The organism is Mesorhizobium sp. B2-5-7 (assembly GCF_006440875.1).
GTDB classification, from domain to species: domain Bacteria; phylum Pseudomonadota; class Alphaproteobacteria; order Rhizobiales; family Rhizobiaceae; genus Mesorhizobium; species Mesorhizobium australicum.
This window is the reverse complement of record NZ_VFUO01000002.1, coordinates 386,115-404,688: the sequence shown is the minus strand read 5'-3', so window position 1 is coordinate 404,688 and position 18,574 is coordinate 386,115. Positions and strand designations below refer to the sequence as shown.

23 protein-coding genes are annotated in these 18,574 nt (G+C 64.1%); 16 read left to right on the top strand and 7 right to left on the bottom strand.

Going from position 1 to position 18,574, the window contains the following annotated elements:
• Positions 1–34: 34 nt before the first annotated feature.
• The 3 genes from FJ543_RS09395 to FJ543_RS09385 form a co-directional block, all read right to left on the bottom strand.
• A complete protein-coding gene (locus tag FJ543_RS09395) occupies positions 35–889 on the bottom strand; it encodes a lytic transglycosylase domain-containing protein (RefSeq protein ID WP_140874831.1) in 855 nt (284 codons plus the stop codon).
• A gap of 5 nt (positions 890–894) precedes the next feature.
• Positions 895–2,148, bottom strand: a complete 1,254-nt coding sequence (gene ispG, locus FJ543_RS09390) for a flavodoxin-dependent (E)-4-hydroxy-3-methylbut-2-enyl-diphosphate synthase (protein ID WP_140616683.1) — start codon at positions 2,146–2,148, stop codon at positions 895–897.
• A 332-nt stretch (positions 2,149–2,480) separates the two neighbouring features.
• Positions 2,481–2,660: a YdcH family protein gene (locus FJ543_RS09385; RefSeq protein WP_015315338.1), complete on the bottom strand. Its 180-nt coding sequence runs from the start codon at positions 2,658–2,660 to the stop codon at positions 2,481–2,483.
• A 238-nt stretch (positions 2,661–2,898) separates the two neighbouring features.
• On the opposite strand from FJ543_RS09385, the gene FJ543_RS09380 reads away from it, so the two are divergent.
• Positions 2,899–3,102: a YdcH family protein gene (locus FJ543_RS09380; RefSeq protein WP_015315337.1), complete on the top strand. Its 204-nt coding sequence runs from the start codon at positions 2,899–2,901 to the stop codon at positions 3,100–3,102.
• A 29-nt stretch (positions 3,103–3,131) separates the two neighbouring features.
• Here the strand turns inward: FJ543_RS09380 and FJ543_RS09375 are convergent, their stop codons facing one another.
• Positions 3,132–3,920, bottom strand: coding sequence for an IclR family transcriptional regulator (locus FJ543_RS09375; protein ID WP_140874829.1), 789 nt, complete (start codon positions 3,918–3,920; stop codon positions 3,132–3,134).
• 170 nt (positions 3,921–4,090) lie between these two features.
• Between FJ543_RS09375 and FJ543_RS09370 the strand changes: the two genes are divergently transcribed.
• The 10 genes from FJ543_RS09370 to FJ543_RS09325 all read left to right on the top strand — a co-directional run bounded on the left by FJ543_RS09370 (position 4,091) and on the right by FJ543_RS09325 (position 12,376).
• Positions 4,091–4,921 (top strand): transporter substrate-binding domain-containing protein, encoded by an 831-nt coding sequence (locus FJ543_RS09370; protein ID WP_174361987.1) that lies wholly within the window; start codon positions 4,091–4,093, stop codon positions 4,919–4,921.
• Between the two features lie 73 nt (positions 4,922–4,994).
• Entirely contained in the window at positions 4,995–5,660 is a 666-nt protein-coding gene (locus FJ543_RS09365) for an amino acid ABC transporter permease (RefSeq protein WP_015315334.1), read from the top strand.
• Between the two features lies 1 nt (position 5,661).
• A complete protein-coding gene (locus FJ543_RS09360; RefSeq protein WP_015315333.1) occupies positions 5,662–6,312 on the top strand; it encodes an amino acid ABC transporter permease in 651 nt (216 codons plus the stop codon).
• 5 nt (positions 6,313–6,317) lie between these two features.
• Positions 6,318–7,112, top strand: coding sequence for an amino acid ABC transporter ATP-binding protein (locus FJ543_RS09355; RefSeq protein WP_015315332.1), 795 nt, complete (start codon positions 6,318–6,320; stop codon positions 7,110–7,112).
• 37 nt (positions 7,113–7,149) lie between these two features.
• Positions 7,150–7,611: a RidA family protein gene (locus tag FJ543_RS09350; protein WP_015315331.1), complete on the top strand. Its 462-nt coding sequence runs from the start codon at positions 7,150–7,152 to the stop codon at positions 7,609–7,611.
• Positions 7,612–7,636: 25 nt separating this feature from the next.
• Positions 7,637–8,842, top strand: a complete 1,206-nt coding sequence (locus tag FJ543_RS09345) for an aminotransferase class V-fold PLP-dependent enzyme (protein WP_140616678.1) — start codon at positions 7,637–7,639, stop codon at positions 8,840–8,842.
• A 416-nt stretch (positions 8,843–9,258) separates the two neighbouring features.
• Positions 9,259–9,798 (top strand): sigma-70 family RNA polymerase sigma factor, encoded by a 540-nt coding sequence (locus FJ543_RS09340; protein WP_140616677.1) that lies wholly within the window; start codon positions 9,259–9,261, stop codon positions 9,796–9,798.
• The gene (locus FJ543_RS09335) at positions 9,795–10,706 is read left to right on the top strand and encodes an anti-sigma factor (RefSeq protein WP_015315327.1); all 912 of its coding nucleotides are present in this window, start codon (positions 9,795–9,797) and stop codon (positions 10,704–10,706) included. The genes FJ543_RS09340 and FJ543_RS09335 overlap by 4 nt, the downstream gene beginning before the upstream one ends.
• 99 nt (positions 10,707–10,805) lie before the next feature.
• A complete protein-coding gene (gene purE / locus FJ543_RS09330; RefSeq protein WP_023773946.1) occupies positions 10,806–11,303 on the top strand; it encodes a 5-(carboxyamino)imidazole ribonucleotide mutase in 498 nt (165 codons plus the stop codon).
• Positions 11,300–12,376, top strand: coding sequence for a 5-(carboxyamino)imidazole ribonucleotide synthase (locus FJ543_RS09325; RefSeq protein WP_140874827.1), 1,077 nt, complete (start codon positions 11,300–11,302; stop codon positions 12,374–12,376). The genes purE and FJ543_RS09325 overlap by 4 nt, the downstream gene beginning before the upstream one ends.
• A gap of 12 nt (positions 12,377–12,388) precedes the next feature.
• On the opposite strand, the gene FJ543_RS09320 is transcribed toward FJ543_RS09325, so the two are convergent.
• Positions 12,389–12,805 (bottom strand): lysozyme inhibitor LprI family protein, encoded by a 417-nt coding sequence (locus FJ543_RS09320; RefSeq protein WP_140874825.1) that lies wholly within the window; start codon positions 12,803–12,805, stop codon positions 12,389–12,391.
• A gap of 242 nt (positions 12,806–13,047) precedes the next feature.
• Here FJ543_RS09320 and ykgO point away from each other — a divergent pair, with 242 nt between their 5' ends.
• The 4 genes from ykgO to FJ543_RS09300 all read left to right on the top strand — a co-directional run bounded on the left by ykgO (position 13,048) and on the right by FJ543_RS09300 (position 15,643).
• On the top strand, positions 13,048–13,173 hold the full coding sequence (gene ykgO, locus FJ543_RS09315) for a type B 50S ribosomal protein L36 (RefSeq protein WP_006327841.1): 126 nt from the start codon (positions 13,048–13,050) through the stop codon (positions 13,171–13,173).
• A 110-nt stretch (positions 13,174–13,283) separates the two neighbouring features.
• The gene (locus tag FJ543_RS09310; RefSeq protein ID WP_140874823.1) at positions 13,284–13,931 is read left to right on the top strand and encodes a hypothetical protein; all 648 of its coding nucleotides are present in this window, start codon (positions 13,284–13,286) and stop codon (positions 13,929–13,931) included.
• 88 nt (positions 13,932–14,019) lie between these two features.
• Positions 14,020–15,087, top strand: a complete 1,068-nt coding sequence (locus FJ543_RS09305; RefSeq protein WP_140874821.1) for an alpha/beta hydrolase — start codon at positions 14,020–14,022, stop codon at positions 15,085–15,087.
• A gap of 52 nt (positions 15,088–15,139) precedes the next feature.
• Entirely contained in the window at positions 15,140–15,643 is a 504-nt protein-coding gene (locus FJ543_RS09300) for a hypothetical protein (protein ID WP_140874819.1), read from the top strand.
• On the opposite strand, the gene pyk is transcribed toward FJ543_RS09300, so the two are convergent.
• Positions 15,613–17,046 carry a pyruvate kinase gene (gene pyk / locus FJ543_RS09295; RefSeq protein ID WP_140616672.1) on the bottom strand — a complete coding sequence of 478 codons (1,434 nt, stop codon included), beginning with the start codon at positions 17,044–17,046 and terminating at the stop codon, positions 15,613–15,615. The genes FJ543_RS09300 and pyk overlap by 31 nt on opposite strands.
• Positions 17,043–17,489 carry a DUF1036 domain-containing protein gene (locus FJ543_RS09290; RefSeq protein ID WP_181173976.1) on the bottom strand — a complete coding sequence of 149 codons (447 nt, stop codon included), beginning with the start codon at positions 17,487–17,489 and terminating at the stop codon, positions 17,043–17,045. The genes pyk and FJ543_RS09290 overlap by 4 nt, the downstream gene beginning before the upstream one ends.
• Positions 17,490–17,775: 286 nt before the next feature.
• Between FJ543_RS09290 and FJ543_RS09285 the strand changes: the two genes are divergently transcribed.
• Positions 17,776–18,573: an N-formylglutamate amidohydrolase gene (locus FJ543_RS09285; protein ID WP_140874815.1), complete on the top strand. Its 798-nt coding sequence runs from the start codon at positions 17,776–17,778 to the stop codon at positions 18,571–18,573.
• The last annotated feature ends 1 nt before the right edge of the window (position 18,574 follow it).

Sequence of the window (18,574 nt, the reverse complement as noted above, 5' to 3'; positions counted from 1 at the left end):
CGGCGTGTGCCCCGTGCAGCCCAACCCTCCTCGGCTACCGGTTGCGCACCACCACGCAGGCGCCACCGATGCTTTGCAGTTTCTGGCAGATGACATTGGCGGCGGCGCGGTCGTCGACGCCGATCCGGACCGCGTAGATGCCGCGCCGGCCGATCGGCGTACGCACTCGGCTGACCACCGGATCATGCCCGGCAAGCAGGGCCGGAAAACGGCCCCGTACCCTGAGCCATTGGCTGATCGCGGCGCTGCGGCGGAAATTGCCCGCCACCTGAATGCCCCATGGCTTGATATTGATTGAGGACATCGCCACGGTTCTGGACATGATCACCGGCAGCTTGCGGCAGGCGACCGCGAAATCCAGCTTGGCGTCGAGTGGCTCGACTTTGCCGGCATAGGCCCGGTCGGTGAACTTGTCGACCGGCTCGCCCATCACGTCGAAGACATAGCTTTCCGTCTCCATCGGCAGGAAGCCACCGGAATTCAGCCAGCGCGACACCCGGCTCTCGCCGGCATTGTAGGCAGCGGCCGCCAGACCGAGATTGCCATAGCCGGCCTTCATTTCGGCGAGATATCTGGCTGACGCCGGAATTGCCTGGTTGATGTCGAAGGAATTTTCCAGCCCCCGCATCTTGGCGGTGCCCGGCATGAACTGGGCAATGCCTTCGGCGCCGACAGGGCTCACGGCGTTGGGATCGAACCGGCTTTCCTTCCAGATCAGGCGGGCGAAGAAATCCCGGGGCAGGCCGTTCTGGTCGGCATGCGCCTGGATCAGGTTACAGACCTTGTCGATCAGCCGCTGCTTGGCCGATTGCGGTGGATCGGCCTGGGCAAGCGTCGACCAGGCCATACCACACAGGAGTATCAGCGCCGCCCACGGGAAACGCCGCATCTGGTTTACTCTGCCGCGGCTTTGCCGCCCCGACCGAAGCGCTGGTCAATATAGTCGGCGACCATTTTCTCGAAATCCGCCGCGATCGACGGCCCGCGCAGCGTCGCCGCCTTCTTGCCGTCGACGAAGACCGGCGCGGTCGGCGTCTCGCCGGTGCCGGGCAGCGAAATGCCGATATCGGCATGCTTGGATTCACCGGGACCGTTGACGATGCACCCCATCACCGCGACCTTGAGGTTCTCGACGCCCGGGTATTTCTCCCGCCACACCGGCATGTTCTTGCGCAGGTCCGCCTGGATGTTCTGCGCCAGTTCCTGGAACACGGTGGAGGTGGTGCGGCCGCAGCCCGGGCAGGCCGCGACGATCGGCACGAACTGCCGGAAACCCATGGTCTGCAGCAGTTCCTGCGACACCTGCACCTCGCGGGTGCGATCGCCATTGGGCTCCGGCGTCAGCGAGATGCGGATGGTATCGCCAATGCCTTGCTGCAAGAGGATGCCCATGGCCGCGGAAGACGCGACGATGCCTTTGGAGCCCATGCCGGCCTCGGTGAGGCCGAGATGCAGCGCATGGTTGGAACGGGTCGCAAGCTCGGTGTAGACGGCGATCAGGTCCTGCACGCCGCTGACCTTGGCCGACAGGATGATTTTTTCGCGGCCAAGACCAATTTCCTCGGCCATCTCGGCCGACAGGATCGCCGACTGCACGATTGCCTCGCGCGTCACTTCCTGCGCCGTCAGCGGGAAACCCTTGTCCTGGTTGTCGTCCATCAGCCGCGTCAGAAGCTCCTGGTCAAGCGAGCCCCAGTTGACGCCGATGCGCACCGGTTTGTCATGTTTGATCGCCATCTCGACGATCGCCGCGAACTGCCGGTCCTTCTTATCCTTGAAGCCGACATTGCCGGGATTGATGCGGTACTTGGCCAGCGCCTCGGCGCAAGCCGGATGATCGGCCAGGAGCTTATGTCCGATATAGTGGAAATCGCCGACCAGCGGCACGTTGATGCCAAGCCGCTGCAGCCGCTCATGAATGCGCGGCACGGCGGCGGCACTTTCATCGCGGTCGACGGTGATGCGCACGATCTCGGAGCCGGCGCGGTGCAGCGCCGCGACCTGCGCGACTGTCTGGTCGATATCGGCCGTGTCGGTGTTGGTCATCGACTGAACGACCACCGGCGCGCCGCCGCCGACGACCACGCCGCCGACATCGACGCCGACCGAGGTGCGGCGGGGGAAGGGAGAAGAAAAATATCCGGTCATGCCGGCAGCCTTTTGTCTCTGGAGCGCTATGCGTCTCTCTGAAGCGCGTGCGTCCACCTGGACGCACAAGCCGGGGCCGATGCGTTGAAGTCCGGCATGAGGTGGAGGAGCAAAGATGGCTTGTCAATGGCGACAGGTCGCCACTGGCAGCAATTGGTCCCGGCCGGGACCTGAAACAGCACACGAGCTGGCAGCGGCCAAGCAGGCAAGATGGGTCCGAAGAATATTAGTTTCCGCTTTGGTGCAGCGCTGAAAATCGCAATCACTGCACCGGCGGCTGGCGCCGCCGGCAAGGAAGACCGCCAGTGGTGAGCGGCTATGTCAGGTGAGGATCAATGCGTGGTTGGTTGCGCCCTCAGTTTCTCAATCGCATCCTTGAGTGCCAGCTTGCGTCGCTTGAGATTCCCGATTTCGAGGTCATCAACCGACGGGTGATTCATCGCGTCATCGATTTCGCGTTCGATGTCGCCGTGTTTCCGCTGCAACTCATCAAGATGGGATGCAAGAGACATGATTGGTTCTCCCTTTCATGGTTTCCTCGATTGCAGCCGCCAAGGCACGTCCACCGCAGGTCGTATCTGTGACGGCACAATGACAGTGTGCCACCATCGAGCAGCGATGTCGAATGCTGCGTGGTAGCATTCCACGACAACGTGAAATGTGATATGGGCTGCGCGCCGGTGGCAGAAATTGCCGCCCCCGCCCAACCAGGCCCAGTTTTGGGCGCCGCAGACGTGCAGACGGTAGAGAATGTCCGATCAGGAACAGGCCGATACTCGCCTCGAATTTTCCCGGCTGAAGCAGGAACACGCCGATTTCGATGCCGCGATTAACGCGATGATCGCCATGAATTGCGACCCGCTGCAGATCCAGCGCATGAAAAAGAAGAAGCTGTTCCTCAAGGACCGACTGATGAAGCTGGAAGACAGGATCATTCCAGACATCATCGCCTGAGACGGAATCGCGCCGCCGGCACTTTCCGCCTATGCGCCGATCGAGAGCCCGGCGGCGCGGCCGCGCAGCAGGCCGATGAGATCGGCGGTCCGCTCCTCCGACGTATCGATCGGAACCACCAGGCACATCGTCGCCTCGACCTTGCCTGGCGCTGAAAAGACCGGCACGGCAAGGCATTTCGTGTAAGCGTCGACCAGGCCCGAGGTGACGCAGTAGCCGGTCACCCCTGCCTTTGCGATGTCCGCGATGAAATCGTCGAGCCGCAGCTTGCGCCCGTCAGGCAGCACGAGATCGTCATCAGACACCATGGCTTCGATCGCGGCTCTATCCAGCCCCGCAAGCAATAGCCGTCCAGACGCGGTCCAGGGCAGCGGTATCTGCAGGCCGGTGGCCGAACTGATGCGGAACGGCCTGCTACCAGGGCTGGAATGGACGATCGTGTAGCGGCCGCTCTGCAGCATGCACAATTCCGAGGTCTCGCCCGTCTCGCGCGACAGATGGTCGACCTCCTGTCGCCCGCGCCGCAACAGGTCGTTGCCGCGCACATAGTCCATCCCGTAGAGGTAGAGCTTCTTGCCGAAATAGACGCGATTGCCGTCGCCGGCCATTTCCAGAAGGCCGGCGTCGACCAGCGACCGCACCAGCGTGTAGGTGGTCGAACGCGGCGCATTGACGCCCTTGGCGAGATCGCCAATCCCGATCGCACGCTGCGTCATGTGAAGGAACTCCAGGATCTCCAGGACCCGGTTGAGGCCCTTTTCACGGGACCCCGGCGCCTTCTCGTCGGCCGAAGCAGCCAAAACAATACCATCTTGCATTGTCGATTCCCGGTGCTAGTATCTGTCTTGTACAGGATACATGCGTCTCTTGTAAGAGACAATCTTTGATAATCACTGCCGCGTGTATGGGCTGTGCATAGGGGAACACAACACGAAAGGAGGTCGCCGTGAACGACACATCCGGAAGACGTGATTTTCTGAAATTGGGAATGGCGGGACTTGCCACGGCCGGCGTGCTGGCAGCCGTCGATGCGCAGAAGGCCGCCGCACAGGCCGCATCCGACAGCCTGCTGCGCACCGTGCTCGACAGAGGCAAGCTGATTGTCGGGACCGGCAGCACCAACGCACCCTGGCATTTCGAGAACGATGCCGGCGAACTGGTCGGAATGGATATCACCATGGGCCGCATTCTCGCCAAGGGCCTTTTCGACGACCCGACCAAGGTCGAGTTCGTCATGCAGGATCCGGCCCAGCGCATTCCCAACGTGACCACCAACAAGGTCGACATCACCATTCAGTTCATGACTATGACGGCGCAGCGCTCGCAGCTGATCAATTTCTCCCGGCCCTACTATGTCGAAGGCGTTGCCTTGCTGACCCTGCCGACCGCCGAGAACAAGACCTTCGACAAGCTGCTGGCCGGTGGTTCAGCGACACGCATTTCCATCCTGCAGAATGTCGACGCCGAAAGCTCGGTCCACTATGCTCTGCCGCAGGCCCAGGTGTTGCAGATCGACACGCAGGCGAACGTGCTGCAGGCGCTGGAGTCCAAGCGTGCCGACGCCGCCGCGGTCGACCTGTCCACCGTGCGCTGGCTCGCCTCGCGCAATCCAGACAAGTATTTCGATGCCGGCAAGAGCTGGTATTCGATGCTTTACGGCGCCGCGCTGCGGCAAGGCGATTTGGACTGGCTGACCTTCGTCAACCAGACTTTCACCATCGCCATGTTCGGCCACGAATCGGCGCTCTATGACGCCGCCTTCAAGGACTATTTCGGCCAGGAGCCGCCGGCGCGTCACCCCGGCTTCCCGGTCATCTGATCCCGGATTACGGAAGGGTGGCGTTGTTGCCCTTCCGTAATCGACTCGACGTCCTTCACACCGAGGCGGATGCATGGGCTATGCCCTTAATTTCAACCTGATCTGGCGGCATTTCGACAAGCTCTGGGGCGGCCTGCTGCTCAGCCTCGAGCTTGCCGTGATCTCGATCGCCATCGGCGTCGTCATCGGGTTGGTGCTCGCGGTCTGGTACGTCTCGGCCGGACGCGTGGTGCGGGCGGTGATCGCCGCCTATGTCGAATTCATCCGCAACGTGCCGCTGATCCTGCTGGTCTATCTCGTCTTCTACGGCCTGCCGACCGTGGTCGACCTGGCCTACAGTGCACCGACCTCGTTTGTATTGACCCTGTCGGTCTATAGCGGCGCCTATCTGGTCGAGGTGTTTCGCTCCGGGCTCGAGGCTGTCCCGCGCGGCCAGCTCGATGCCGGCAAGGCGATCGGCCTAACGCCATGGCAGAGGCTGTTGCACGTGCGCCTGCCTACAATGCTGCGCATCACGCTGCCGGCGCTCTCCAACACCTTCATCTCGCTGTTCAAGGACACCTCGATCGCCTCGGTCATCTCGGTGCCCGAACTCACCTTCGGCGCCCAATGGATCAACTTCAACACATTCCGCATCGTCGAGGTCTACCTGGTCACGACGGCGATGTATCTGGTAACCGGCTATGCGCTGCTTTTCGGGCTGCGGCTCGTCGAGCGCCGGTTCAGGGCGGCGCGCTGACATGCTGAGCCAGATCCTCTACGCACTGCCCTTCCTTGCCCAGGGCTTCGCCGTGACCTTGTGGGTCTCGCTGCTGGTGGTGGTGCTGTCGCTTATCGCCGGCGTCCTGCTGGGCGTCGGCCTGATCTATGGTCCCGCCCCTTTGCGCTGGGCGGTGCGCATCTTCTCGGACACCATTCGCGGCATTCCGATCCTGGTGCTGATGTTCTTCGTCTATTACGGCCTGCCGGCGATCGGGCTGCATCTGCCATCGTTCTGGGCCGCGGTGTCCGCGCTCACCCTGTTCAAGACGGCGCAGGTCATCGAATACCTCAGGGGCGCGGTCGGCTCGATCCCGAAGGGACAGTCCGAGGCCGCGATGGCGATCGGGTTGACCTTTCGCCAGAGGCTCACCTACGTCATCTTTCCGCAGGCCTTCAGGCGCTTCCTGCCGCCCTGGATCAATGGCGTCACCGACGCGGTCAAGGGCAGCGCGCTGGTGTCGCTGCTCGGCATCACCGATTTGATGCAGGCCATCAATCAGGTCATCGGCCGCACCTATGAAGCGATGCCGCTCTATATACTGGGCGCGCTCCTCTATTTCGCGGTCAACTACGCACTCTCGCTCGCCAGCCGGCGGCTCGAGCGGCGTTTCTCCTTCATCCGGGAATAGCAACGATGTCCGAAGCCCCAAACGCCAGTCCGGCACTGCTCGACGTGCGCGATGTCTCCAAGGCCTTCGGCGCCGTCGAGGTGCTGCGCTCCGTCAGCCTTCAGGTGAAGCGCGGCGAGGTGGTGACCGTCATCGGCCCTTCCGGCAGCGGCAAGACCACGCTGCTGCGCTGCGTCAACTTCCTGGAGAGCTACGACAGCGGCTCGATCCGCATCGACGGCAAGGAGGTCGGTTTTCGCGAGGCCGGAACGCGTCAGCGCCGCAGCGAGCGCGATCTTGCCGCCATGCGCGCCGAGACCGGCATGGTGTTCCAGAGCTTCAACCTGTTCCCTCACCTGACGGCGGCCGGCAACATCATGCTGGGTCTGACCAAGGTGCGCGGAAAAAAGGACGCCGAGGCACGATCGATCGCCGAACACTGGCTCGGGCGCGTCGGCCTTGGCCACAAGGCCGACAGCCTGCCGGCCGAACTCTCCGGCGGCCAGCAGCAGCGCGTCGGCATAGCCCGCGCCGTGGCCATGGAACCGAAGATCCTGCTGCTCGACGAGATCACCTCCGCGCTCGATCCCGAACTCGTCGGCGAGGTGCTGGCCGTGGTGCGCAGCCTCGCCGAGGATGGCATGACCATGCTGATGGTAACCCACGAAATGGCCTTTGCCCGCGACGCTTCTAGCCGCATCGTCTTCATGGCCGATGGCGGCGTCAGCGCCGTCGGGCCGCCGAAGGAGATCCTCGCGGCGGAGACCAGCAACGAACGCCTCCGTACTTTCCTGGCGCGCTTCCGAGCCTCGCATTTCTAAACTCAGGCGGCCAAAGCCGCCCAAGGAGCCTTCATCCATGACGCCTTATATCAGGCTCGCCGAACTCGGCCTGACGTTGCCCGAGCCGCCGACGCCGATCGCCAACTTCGTCACCCATGCCGAGAGCGGGCGGCTGATCTTCCTCTCCGGCCAGGGGCCCCTGCGCGCCGACGGCACGCTCTGCACCGGCAAGGTGGGCGAGGACGTGACGGTCGAGCAGGCCTATCAGCATGCCCGGCTGACCGGGCTCAACCTGCTTGCCGTCATGCATGCCGCCGCCGGCGATCTCGGCCGTATCGTACGCGTCGTCAAGCTGCTCGGCTTCGTCAACGCGACGCCGACCTTCAGCGACCACCCGAAAGTGGTCAATGGCTGCTCGGACCTGTTCGCCGATGTCTTCGACAAGATCGGCGGCCATGCCCGCTCGGCGATCGGCGTCGGCTCGCTGCCTGGAAACATCACCGTCGAAATCGAAGCGGTCGTCGAGATCGCCGCCTGACCTGCCACCCACGGGATTAGCTCACATGAAAACCTCTTCCGACACCGGCTCCAACACCACCATCCGCGAACGGCTGGGATTGCGGCCGATCATCAACGTCTCGGGCACCATGACCGCGCTCGGCGCCTCGATCATCGTCCCGGAAGCGATCTCCGCCATGGCTGAAATGGCCTCGCAATGGGTGGAAATGGACGATCTGCAGCGCGCCGCGAGCACGGTCGTCGCGCGCCTCACCGGCGGCGAGGCCGGCTTCATCACCGCTTGCTGCGCTAGCGGCATCACCATGGCGATCGCCGGTGCGATGACCGGAACCAGCCTGCTCGCCATCGAGCGCCTGCCCGACGACACTGGCGACCTCAAGTCGGAGGTCGTCATCCAGCTCGGCCACATCGTCAATTACGGCGCCCCGATCGACCAGTCGGTCCGCGTCGCCGGCGCCAGGGTGGTGCCCGCCGGCACGGTCAGCGTGACCCAGGACTATCATGTAAGCGAGGCGATCAACGAGCGCACGGCCGCAAGCCTCTACGTCGTGGCCCACCACACGGTGCAATACGGCATGCTGTCGCTGGAGGAATTCTGCGATATCTGCCACGCCAAGGGCGTGCCGGTGATCGTCGACGCCGCGTCCGAGTATGATCTGCGCGGTTTTCTGGCGCGCGGCGCCGATGTCGTCATCTACAGCGGCCATAAATTCCTGAGCGGGCCGACCAGCGGCATCGTCACCGGCCGCAAGGATCTGGTGCGGGCCGCCTATCTGCAGAACCGCGGCGTCGCGCGCGCCATGAAGGTCGGCAAGGAAAGCATCGCCGGCACCATGGCGGCGCTCGAAGCCTGGGAGAAGCGCGACCATGCCGGAATCCGCCGGCGCGAGGAAGCAGCGCTGAACCTGTGGAAGGACGCGCTGCGGGGACTGCCCGGCATCGTCGCCATCATCATTCCCGACCCCACCGCCAATCCACTCGACCGGCTGCAGATATTCGTCTCCCCAGAGAGCCGCTTCACCGCCGCCGGTCTTGCCTCGGCCCTTGCCGCCGGCTCGCCGCCGATCATCGTGCGCAACCACGAGGTCGAGCGCGGCCATTTTTTCCTCGACCCCTGCAACCTTCACCCCGGCGAGGCGGAGATCGTCGCCGAACGTCTGCGCGCCGTGCTGACGGCGAAGGAGCGCCCGGCCGACGCGATGAAGGTCGCCCGCAAGGATTCGTCAGGCGTCTTGCGCTGGCCGGATTGATCGCTAACCGAGCATGCCGACGGCATCGGCTGATCACGCGACTGTGAACAGCCGGATTTTGCCCAGGCGGGAATAAATCGTCTCTTCAACAAGTCTCCTCGACATACGCCACGGCTGGCGTTGAGGAGACTGGCATGCCCCATCATCGCGAGCACAGCGAACACGGCTGCGGCGTCAGCCGCCGTCATGCGCTGCCGAGCATGATCGTCATCAGTCCCTTCTCCATGGCGCCCCTCCTTTTCATAGCGCCCCTCCTTTCATAGCGCTTGACACTGGTGACGCAGATGAATTCACTTTCAGCAAGGCAGACGACTTTGCCTGTTTCCGGGGGCTTTGCTCCTGCAAGCCAGGCAAAATCGCTGTCGCATCTTGAGGCGGCACGGCCTGTCCGCTCCGGAGGGGATCATGGTGCTGCTTTGAGCGACAAGGCCCTGGCAGAGCGTTTCAACGACGTGGTGCTGCCGCATCTCGGCGATGCGCTGGCGCTTGCCCGCTGGCTGACCGGCAATGCCGCCGACGCTGAGGATGTCGTTCAGGACGCCTGCATCAAGGCGCATGCCGGCATATCAGGCTACGCCGGCGGCAATGCCCGTGCCTGGCTGCTGACCATCGTGCGCAACACCTCCTACACCTGGATGGCGCGCAACCGGCCGCGCGGCATGATGGCCGTCGGCGACCTCGGCGATCTCGACGACATGGCGGCGGCCCATGGCACCAGCCTGCCGGACGAGGACGGTCCGGAAGCGAGCCTGATCGCCAGGGCCGACACGGCGGCACTGGAGGCTGCGATCGCTGCCCTGCCGCAGCCGTTTCGCGAAACGCTGGTGCTGCGCGACATCAACGGCCTCAGCTATCGCGAGATAGCGGCCATGCTCGACGTGCCGATGGGTACGGTGATGTCCAGGCTGGCCCGCGCCCGCGGCCTGCTGGCGTCCGAACTGGGGAGAGCGCCATGACCGGCCATGACGATGGACTGCCCAATGATCCCGAAGGTGTCAGACTGATGATCCACGCCCTTGTTGATGGCGAGCTTGATGCGGCGGCGGCCCTTGCGGTGGAGCGTCGCATCGCCGCCGATCCCCGGCTTGCCGCCGAACATGCCCGCATCCTTGCCTTGCGAGGCGCGGTCAGCCGCTTGCCGCGCCCCGACGTGAGCGACGCCTTTCGGGCCCGCATCGCGGCGATCGGCATGGCCAGCACCGAGCAGCCGGCGACAGCCGAGGCAGCAGAGCCGCAGCGCGGCACGCCGTCGGCGCTGCCGGGCTTGATTGCCGGCGCTGGCGTCGGCCAGCGGCGTGAAGCCGGGACGCGTCCTTCGCTGGCGCGGAGATCGCCGAGGGCAAGCCGCTTCGGCTCGTTCGACTGGCGCGCCATGGCGGCATCGATCATGATCAGCGCGGTGCTGGCCAGCGGCGCAACGCAATGGGTAATGTTCAACGGCGCCGAAGACGGCTTGGCCGCGGCCGTCGCCAGCGGCCATCGCCGCAGCCTGCTCGCCGCGAGCCCGATCGACATCGTCTCCTCCGACCGCCATACGGTCAAACCGTGGCTGGACGCCCGCATCGGCGTCTCGCCGCCGGCGCCGGATCTTGCCCAGGAGGGTTTCGCTCTTATCGGCGGCCGGGTCGAGGTGATATCGGGCCGGCCGGTACCGGCACTGGTCTACCGCCACCGCGAGCACCTGATCACCCTGGTCGCCGAACCGCAGCAGGGCGGCAAGACCACCCAGCCGGACGATCTTTCCTCCGGCGGCTTTTCGATGGTGCACTGGAGCGACGGCGCCTTCTCCTATTGGGCGATCTCCGACATGGAGCGCCCCGAGCTCGACGACTTCGTCGCTCGCTTCCGCAAGGCGGCGGCATGAGCCGGAATATGGCCGTCGGCATCTCGCCGATGGCCTGAAATCCTTGCGGCCCCGCGCGAATTCCGCTAAGGCGCGCCTTTGTCGCCGGGGAGCAGAAGCTTGGACGATCAACGCGCCGACGTCGCCATCATCATGGGCAGCCAATCCGATTGGGCGACGATGCGCCAGGCAGCGGAGACGCTGGAGGCGCTTGGTGTGCCCCACAAACGGCTGATCATCTCGGCGCACCGCACGCCCGACCGGCTTTACGAATTCGCCAAAGGCGCCAAGGCCGCCGGCTACAAGGTCATCATCGCCGGCGCCGGCGGTGCCGCGCATCTGCCCGGCATGACGGCGGCGATGACACCACTGCCGGTGTTCGGCGTGCCGGTGGAATCGAAGGCGCTGTCGGGCCAGGATTCGCTGCTCTCGATCGTCCAGATGCCGGCCGGCATTCCTGTGGGAACGCTGGCCATCGGCAAGGCTGGTGCGGCCAACGCCGCCCTGCTGGCCGCCGCCGTGCTGGCGCTCAACGACGACAAGCTTGCCCAGCGCCTCGATGCCTGGCGCGCCTCGCAGACCGCCAAGGTCGCGGCCGAACCGACGGATACGCCGTGAGCCTGCCCGCCGGATCGACCATCGGCATCATTGGCGGCGGCCAGCTTGGCCGCATGCTGGCAATGGCCGCCGCCCGGCTCGGCTATCGCACCATCGTGCTGGAGCCTCAACCGGATTGCCCGGCGGCACAGGTCGCCAACCGGCAGATTACCGCCGCCTATGACGATCCGGCAGCACTTGCCGAACTGGCGGCTGCAAGCGCCGTCGTCACCTACGAGTTCGAGAACGTGCCGGTCGCCGCCGCAACCGCGCTTGCCGCCAAAGTGCCGGTCTATCCGCCGCCGCGCGCGCTCGACGTTGCACAGGACCGGGTGAGCGAAAAGACATTCCTCAACGGCATCGGCATCGCCACCGCCGCGTTCCATCAAGTCGACACCGACGACGAGCTGGCGGCGGCGCTGAAGGCCTTCGGCGGCAGCGGCATCCTGAAGACGCGGCGAATGGGTTACGACGGCAAGGGCCAGCGCGTCTTCCGCAACATGGAAGCCGGCGGTTTCGCCGGCACCTGCGAGGGGATGGGCAATGTGCCGCTGATCCTGGAAAGCTTCGTGCAGTTCGAGCGCGAGATTTCCGTCATCGCCGCGCGAGGGCTGGACGGCACTGTCGCCGCCTACGATCCAGCCTGGAATGTGCACCGCGACGGTATTCTGCACACATCGACCTTGCCGGCCGGCGTTGCGCCGGCGACCGCGCGGGACGCGAAAGACGCGGCGACGAAAATCCTGTCGGCGCTCGACTATGTCGGCGTCATCGGTGTCGAGTTCTTCGTACTGGCCGACGGCTCCCTGCTGGCCAACGAGATCGCGCCCCGCGTCCACAATTCCGGCCATTGGACCGAAGCCGCCTGCATCGTTTCGCAGTTCGAGCAGCATATCCGCGCCATTGCCGGCCTGCCATTGGGAAGCTCGAACCGTCATTCCGATTGCGTGATGGAGAACCTGATCGGCGACGACGTGCTGCGCGTTCCCGCCTTGCTCGCCGAGCCCGACCTGATGCTGCACCTCTACGGCAAGGCCGAGGCCCGGCCCGGTCGCAAGATGGGTCATTTCACCCGCATCAGCCGCCGCGGCTGATACCAGACACGCCTATTGCACCTCGTCGCTGTCCGCGTCGGGGCTGGCGCAACTTGCATCGCCTTCCTCGCAATTGGCGGAGGCGGCGAGCTGCTTGATGCGATCATTGGTCAGCCTGGTCAGGCATTGCGAGACCTCCATCGCATGGATGGACCCGCCCTGGCTGGCGGCGGTGTTATGCGCGCATTCGGCATCCCGGAAGCTGATCCAGGCGCGTTGTGCCACCTGAAGCAATCTCTTGCCATCGGCATCATCGGAGCCGATCAGCGCCTGATAGGCCGCATTGAGCCTGGCGTCGGCCGCCTGACAATCCTCGCCGGCACAGATATTCATCATCTGCTGACTGTCGTCGGAGCGGTCGCATTCCTGCCCTCGGGCAGCCGAGCTCGCCGCCAGGACGACGAGAGAGGAGAGGAGTATTCGGCGCATCTTTGTCCCCAAATCGCTTGAGATAAACGACATCATCCCAGCCGGCTCATGGCCGCGCAATGCCACGGGGCCGACATGGCGGATATTTGATGATATCGGGACGCGGAGCGCGCTTGCGGTTGACTTACGGTTGACATGGGCAAGTCTCCTCGTTTATGAGCCACCCACCGTTCAAAAGGCGCGTCTTCTGGCGCGCCTTAAAAATTCGACCCCGAACCGGGTCCAGACCGACAGGCAAGACCATGAAGATCAAGAATTCGCTCAAGGCGTTGAAGGCGCGTCACCGCGACAACCAGCTGGTTCGCCGCAAGGGCCGCGTTTACATCATCAACAAGACCGCCCCGCGCTACAAGGCGCGCCAGGGTTGAGTTTTCGGCCGGAGGCTTTTTCGTCTCCGCCCACTGATGCTTGTCGGCCAGCCGACCTTCCCACGCTAAAATCACTTTGATGTTCCGCCGCCCGGGATTAAACTCGGGCGATGCGGATTCTTTTTGTATCCTTGACGACTTTGCTGGTTTCCGGCGTCGTCTCCCTGCCGGCCCAAGCCGGTGATCGGCCGATCGCGGTGGCGGCCGCGGATGGTCAGCCGGCGCCCGCCGATGCCCAGCCAGCGGCTCCGGACACTCCGGCCACGCCGATGACGAAACAGGCCCGGCTCGACAAGTTGTTCTCCGACCTGAAGCGCGAGCGCAACGAAAAGGCCGCCGAGCGCATTGCCGGCAGCATCTGGAACGAATGGTTCCAGTCCGGCAGCGCCTCGATCGACCTGATGATGCAGTGGTCGCAAAAAGCGATGAATGATCAGAAATTCGACGTCGCGCTCGATTTCCTGGACCAGGTGGTGACCTTGCAGCCTAGCTACGCCGAAGGCTGGAACCGTCGCGCCACCGTGCATTTCATGATGAAGAACTACGGCAAGTCGATGGCCGACATCGACCGCACGCTGCAGCTCGAGCCACGCCATTTTGGCGCGCTGTCGGGCCTGGCCCAGATCATGGCCGAGACCGGCCACAAGCAATCGGCGCTCGAGGCCTGGCAGAAGGTGCTGGCCATCTACCCGATGATGCGCAGCGCCCAGAACCAGGTCGCGACCCTGTCGGAAGAGCTTGCCGGCGAAGGCATTTGATAGATCAGGAAATAGCCATTAGGCGCTGGCGCTGGAGCCAGCCCTACTGCCCCACAACTTATCCCCCTCCATTCCCATATATCCCCGCATGAACCTGATCTATGCCGCGCTCGCCTTCCTGATGGCGCTTGTCCTTGCCCTGGTCGGCGTCACCCGCGCCGGCTCGTGGCTGATCGAGCGCCGCGGTCCTTCGGTCGGGGCGTTCGCCGACATCGACGGTGCCCGCATCCACTACGTCCACCTCCCCGCCCCAGCCAGTGCGGATCTGCCGCCGATCGTCTTCATCCATGGCGCCAGCGCCAATTTGAAAGACCAGATGCTGCCACTCAGGCCGCTGCTTGAAGGCCGCGCCGAAATGCTGTTCTTCGACCGGCCTGGTTTTGGCTGGTCCGGCCGCGGTCCAGGCAACAATGAGGACCCATCGGCGCAAGCCGCAACCATCGCCGCCCTGATGGACCGTCTCGGCATCAAGAAGGCAATCATCGTCGGCCATTCCTTCGGCGGCGTGGTGACGGCGGCTTTCGGCCGCGAGCATGCGGACAAGACGCTCGGGCTGGTCTTCCTGGCGCCGGCGACCCATCCCTGGCCGGGCGGCGCGACGTCCTGGTACTACGACCTGACCACCATTCCGGTGATCGGCCGGCTGTTTTCCGAGACGCTGACCTATCCTGCCGGGACGCTGTGGATGGCGGACGCCACGACCTGCGTCTTCTCACCCAACAAGGTGCCCGACAATTATCTCGCCGCAACCTCGATCCCGCTGGTGCTGAGGCCGTCGGCCTTTCGCGCCAACGCCACCGACGTTGCCGGCCTCTATCGCTATGCGCTCGCCGCCGCACCGCACTACAAAGAGATCACGGCCCCGACCGTGGTCATCTCCGGCGACCGCGACAAGGTCGTCTATGCCCGGATCCACTCCGTCGGCCTGGTGCGCGACATCCCGGGTGCCGAGCTCGTCTGGGTGCATAATCTCGGTCATAAGCCGGACTGGATCGCTTCCGACCTCGTCGTCGGCGCCATCGAGAAAGTCGGCGGCAAGGATATCGATCTGGAAGCAATCGCCAGGACGGTGGAGGCACGGATTGCCGGCGACACATATGGCACGGGCAAATGCGCCGACATCAAAGAACCTGAAGCGGAGCTCGCGCCGACCTGATGCGTGCCATCCGAAGACGGCCACCGCAGCCCGCCATTGGGATCAGAGCGGCATGTACGTCCTGAAACACGGCATAAAGAGAAATCCGGAAAAGCGATGGGCGCTGCCGGATCGCATCTTTTTCGGTCACGGCGCATGCGCCATTCTCGCCGGCACCTTCCTCAAGCATCCGCCTTTGGAGGGATTTTACGGCGAACGGATCATTCCTGACGAAGGTTTTTCAGGAAACCATATCTATGTGACGAACGGCCTGATCGCTTTCGACTATCATGGCTATTGCGCCCGAGAGCGGTTGCTCGAACACCATGAAAGAAGCTGGGCTTCGCGCAACGCCGGATGGCGTTGCACGATTGCGAAAGTGGATTTCGATCTGCTCGATAAGACCGAACTCAACCGGCGAAAGATGCTCGGCCCAAATCAATATCTGCATGACCCCATTCCTCGCGCGCGACGGTTCCTCCAGCGAAGAAACCACGCGGAAGCCTGGGTAAGAGCGCTGGGGACTGCAACGACGCTGGCGGCCGACTACCGGCCGGCTGTTTCCGATCCGACATAGGCGATGCGCAGCATGTTGGTCGATCCCGGAGTCCGCAGCGGCACGCCTGCGGTGATGATGACCCGGTCGCCCGGCTTGCCGAAGTCTTCTTCCAGCGCGATGCGGCAGGCGCGGTTGACCATGTCGTCGAGATCGGTGGCATCGGGCGAGACGACGCAATGCGTGCCCCATAAAAGCGACAACCGTCGCGCCGTGTTGAGGATCGGCGACAGCGCGATGATCGGCACCTGCGGACGCTCGCGCGCGGCGCGCAGGCCGGTGGTGCCCGATGCCGTGTAGGTGATGATCGCCGACAGTTTCAGCGTCTCGGCGATCTCGCGGGCGGCCAGCGAAATGGCATCGGCGCCGGTCGCTTCCGGCTCCGAACGCTGTGCGTTGATGATGCCGGCATACGTCGGATCGGTTTCGACCTTGGCGGCGATGCGGTTCATCATCGCCACCGCTTCGACCGGATAGGCGCCCGCCGCCGATTCCGCCGACAGCATGATGGCATCAGCGCCTTCGAAGACGGCGATCGAAACGTCGGACACTTCGGCGCGGGTCGGCACGGGGGCGGTGATCATCGATTCCAGCATCTGCGTGGCGACCACCACCGGCTTGCCGGCGCGGCGCGCGGCGCGCGTGATCTGCTTCTGGATGCCGGGCACCGCTTCCAACGGCATTTCGACGCCGAGATCGCCGCGGGCGACCATCAGCGCGTCGGACAGTTCGATGATCTCGGCCAGCCGGGCCACGGCCTGCGGTTTTTCGATCTTGGCCATGATCAGCGCGCGGCCACGGGCGATCTTGCGCGCCTCGGCCAGATCTTCCGGCCGCTGCACGAAGGACAGCGCGACCCAGTCGACGCCTGTGGCGAGCACCGCGTCGAGATCCTTGCGGTCCTTCTCGGTCAGCGCGCCGACCGGCAGGTCGGTATCGGGCAGGCTGACGCCCTTCTTGTCGGAAATGGTGGTGCCGGCAATAACGGTGCAGACGATCGACTTGCCGTCGCTCTTTACCGCCTTCAGTTCGAGCTTGCCGTCGTCGATCAGGAGGCGATGGCCAGCCTCGACCGAGCTCAGGATTTCAGGATGCGGCAGGTAGACCCTTGTCGAGGTGCCGGGCTCGGGATTGTCGTCGAGGGTGAATGTCTGGCCCAGCGTCAAGACTTCCTTGCCATTGGCGAACTTGCCGACGCGCAGCTTCGGGCCTTGCAGGTCGGCCAGGATGCCGATCGGCCTGCCAACTCTTTCCTCGACCGCGCGGATGCGGGCGACCAGCGTGCGCATCAGCTCATGATCGGTATGGCTCATATTGATGCGGAACACATCGGCGCCGGCTTCGAACAGCTTTTTCAGCATCTCCTCGGAGGAAGATGCCGGACCGATTGTGGCTAGGATCTTGACCTTGCGGCTACGTCTCATTGACTATTCGTTCCCGGGGCGGCTGGAGCGCCTCCCGTTGCGGGCTCGTCGGTGAGCTGGACCATCCAGCTTGCCTGCTCGCCCGTGTCATATTCCTGGAATCCGGCGCGCTGGAAGCCCCTGGCGACGCAGTCGCTTACGCCGGCAATCTTGAACTCTTTTTCAGCCACGCACATGTTGATCGGGCCGTCCCAGCGTCCACCGCGCTCGGCGTCTTCTGCATAAAGATAGTAAAACCTTGATGACAGCGGCCCTTCGATCAACGTCTTGCAACTCGATCCCTCGATGTGCCACCAGCCCTCGGTGATCCAGCCGGCCTTGGCCCGATAGCCGATTCCGACGCCGACCAGGTTCTGCGTGGCGTTGCAGACGCGAAAGTCGGCGCGCGCCGGTGAAGCTGTGACCATCGCTGACAGTCCCGCGGCGAGCGTCAGGAGCGGCATGGCTAAGGCAAAGCGCGCGCGCTGCCCGCCGTCGGAACCCATCCTAAAACCCCTCAAGAACCACATCAGCATCTCTCTGCGCCCCTTTTCGGAAATGTCCGGGCGCATGTCAACGCGCCGTTTTGACGGATTCCAATCGATTTAGGAAGGCTCCCGGCGCACGACCGTCGCCCCGTGCCAGATTTCCCGGGAAACCTTGGCTAAACAACGGCATTGCGCACAGGTCGTCTTCGTGGAATGACGATAGCATCCTCCCCGAAGGCCAGCGAACGACCATTTTCCGCCAATGACCCGATCCACAGTTTTCGCGCCCTTCGACATTGTCGAGGGCGACCGCAAGCGAGGCATCGTGCTTCTGGCCGATCATGCCCGCCGCGACCTGCCGGAAGAATATGGCAGCCTGGGACTGCCGGCGGCCGAATTCGACCGCCATATCGCCTATGACATTGGCGTCGAAGCGGTGACGCGCGAACTGGCGGCCCTGCTCGATGCGCCGGCGGTGCTCGCCAATTTCTCGCGGCTGCTGATCGACCCCAACCGAGGCGAGGACGATCCAACACTCATTCGCCAGCTTTACGACGGCACCATCATTCCCGGAAATTATCCCCTGGCGCAGGAGGAACGCGAAAGGCGGCTCGATCGCTTCTACCGCCCTTATCACGACGCGGTCGGCGCCATGATTGCGTCGGTCGCGCAGGCTTCAGGGCAAACGCCTTTCATCTTCTCGGTGCATTCCTTCACCCCTGCCATGCAGGGCAAGCAACGTCCGTGGCATGTCGGTATCCTGTGGGACAAGGACGACCGGGTGGCGCGACCGCTGATCGATATGCTGGCTGAGGACAAACAACTCGTGGTTGGCGACAACGAACCGTATGATGGCGCGTTGCGCGGCGACACCATGTTCAGGCACGCCATCGTCAATGGCTATGCCCACGCGCTGATCGAAATCCGCCAGGATCTGATAGCGGACCAGAAGGGCATTGTCGCCTGGGCCGGGCGGCTCGCACCGATCGTTGACGCGATCGACCGCCGTCCCGATATACATGCGGTAAAGATGTTCGGCTCGCGCACCGGGCCGCTATGAC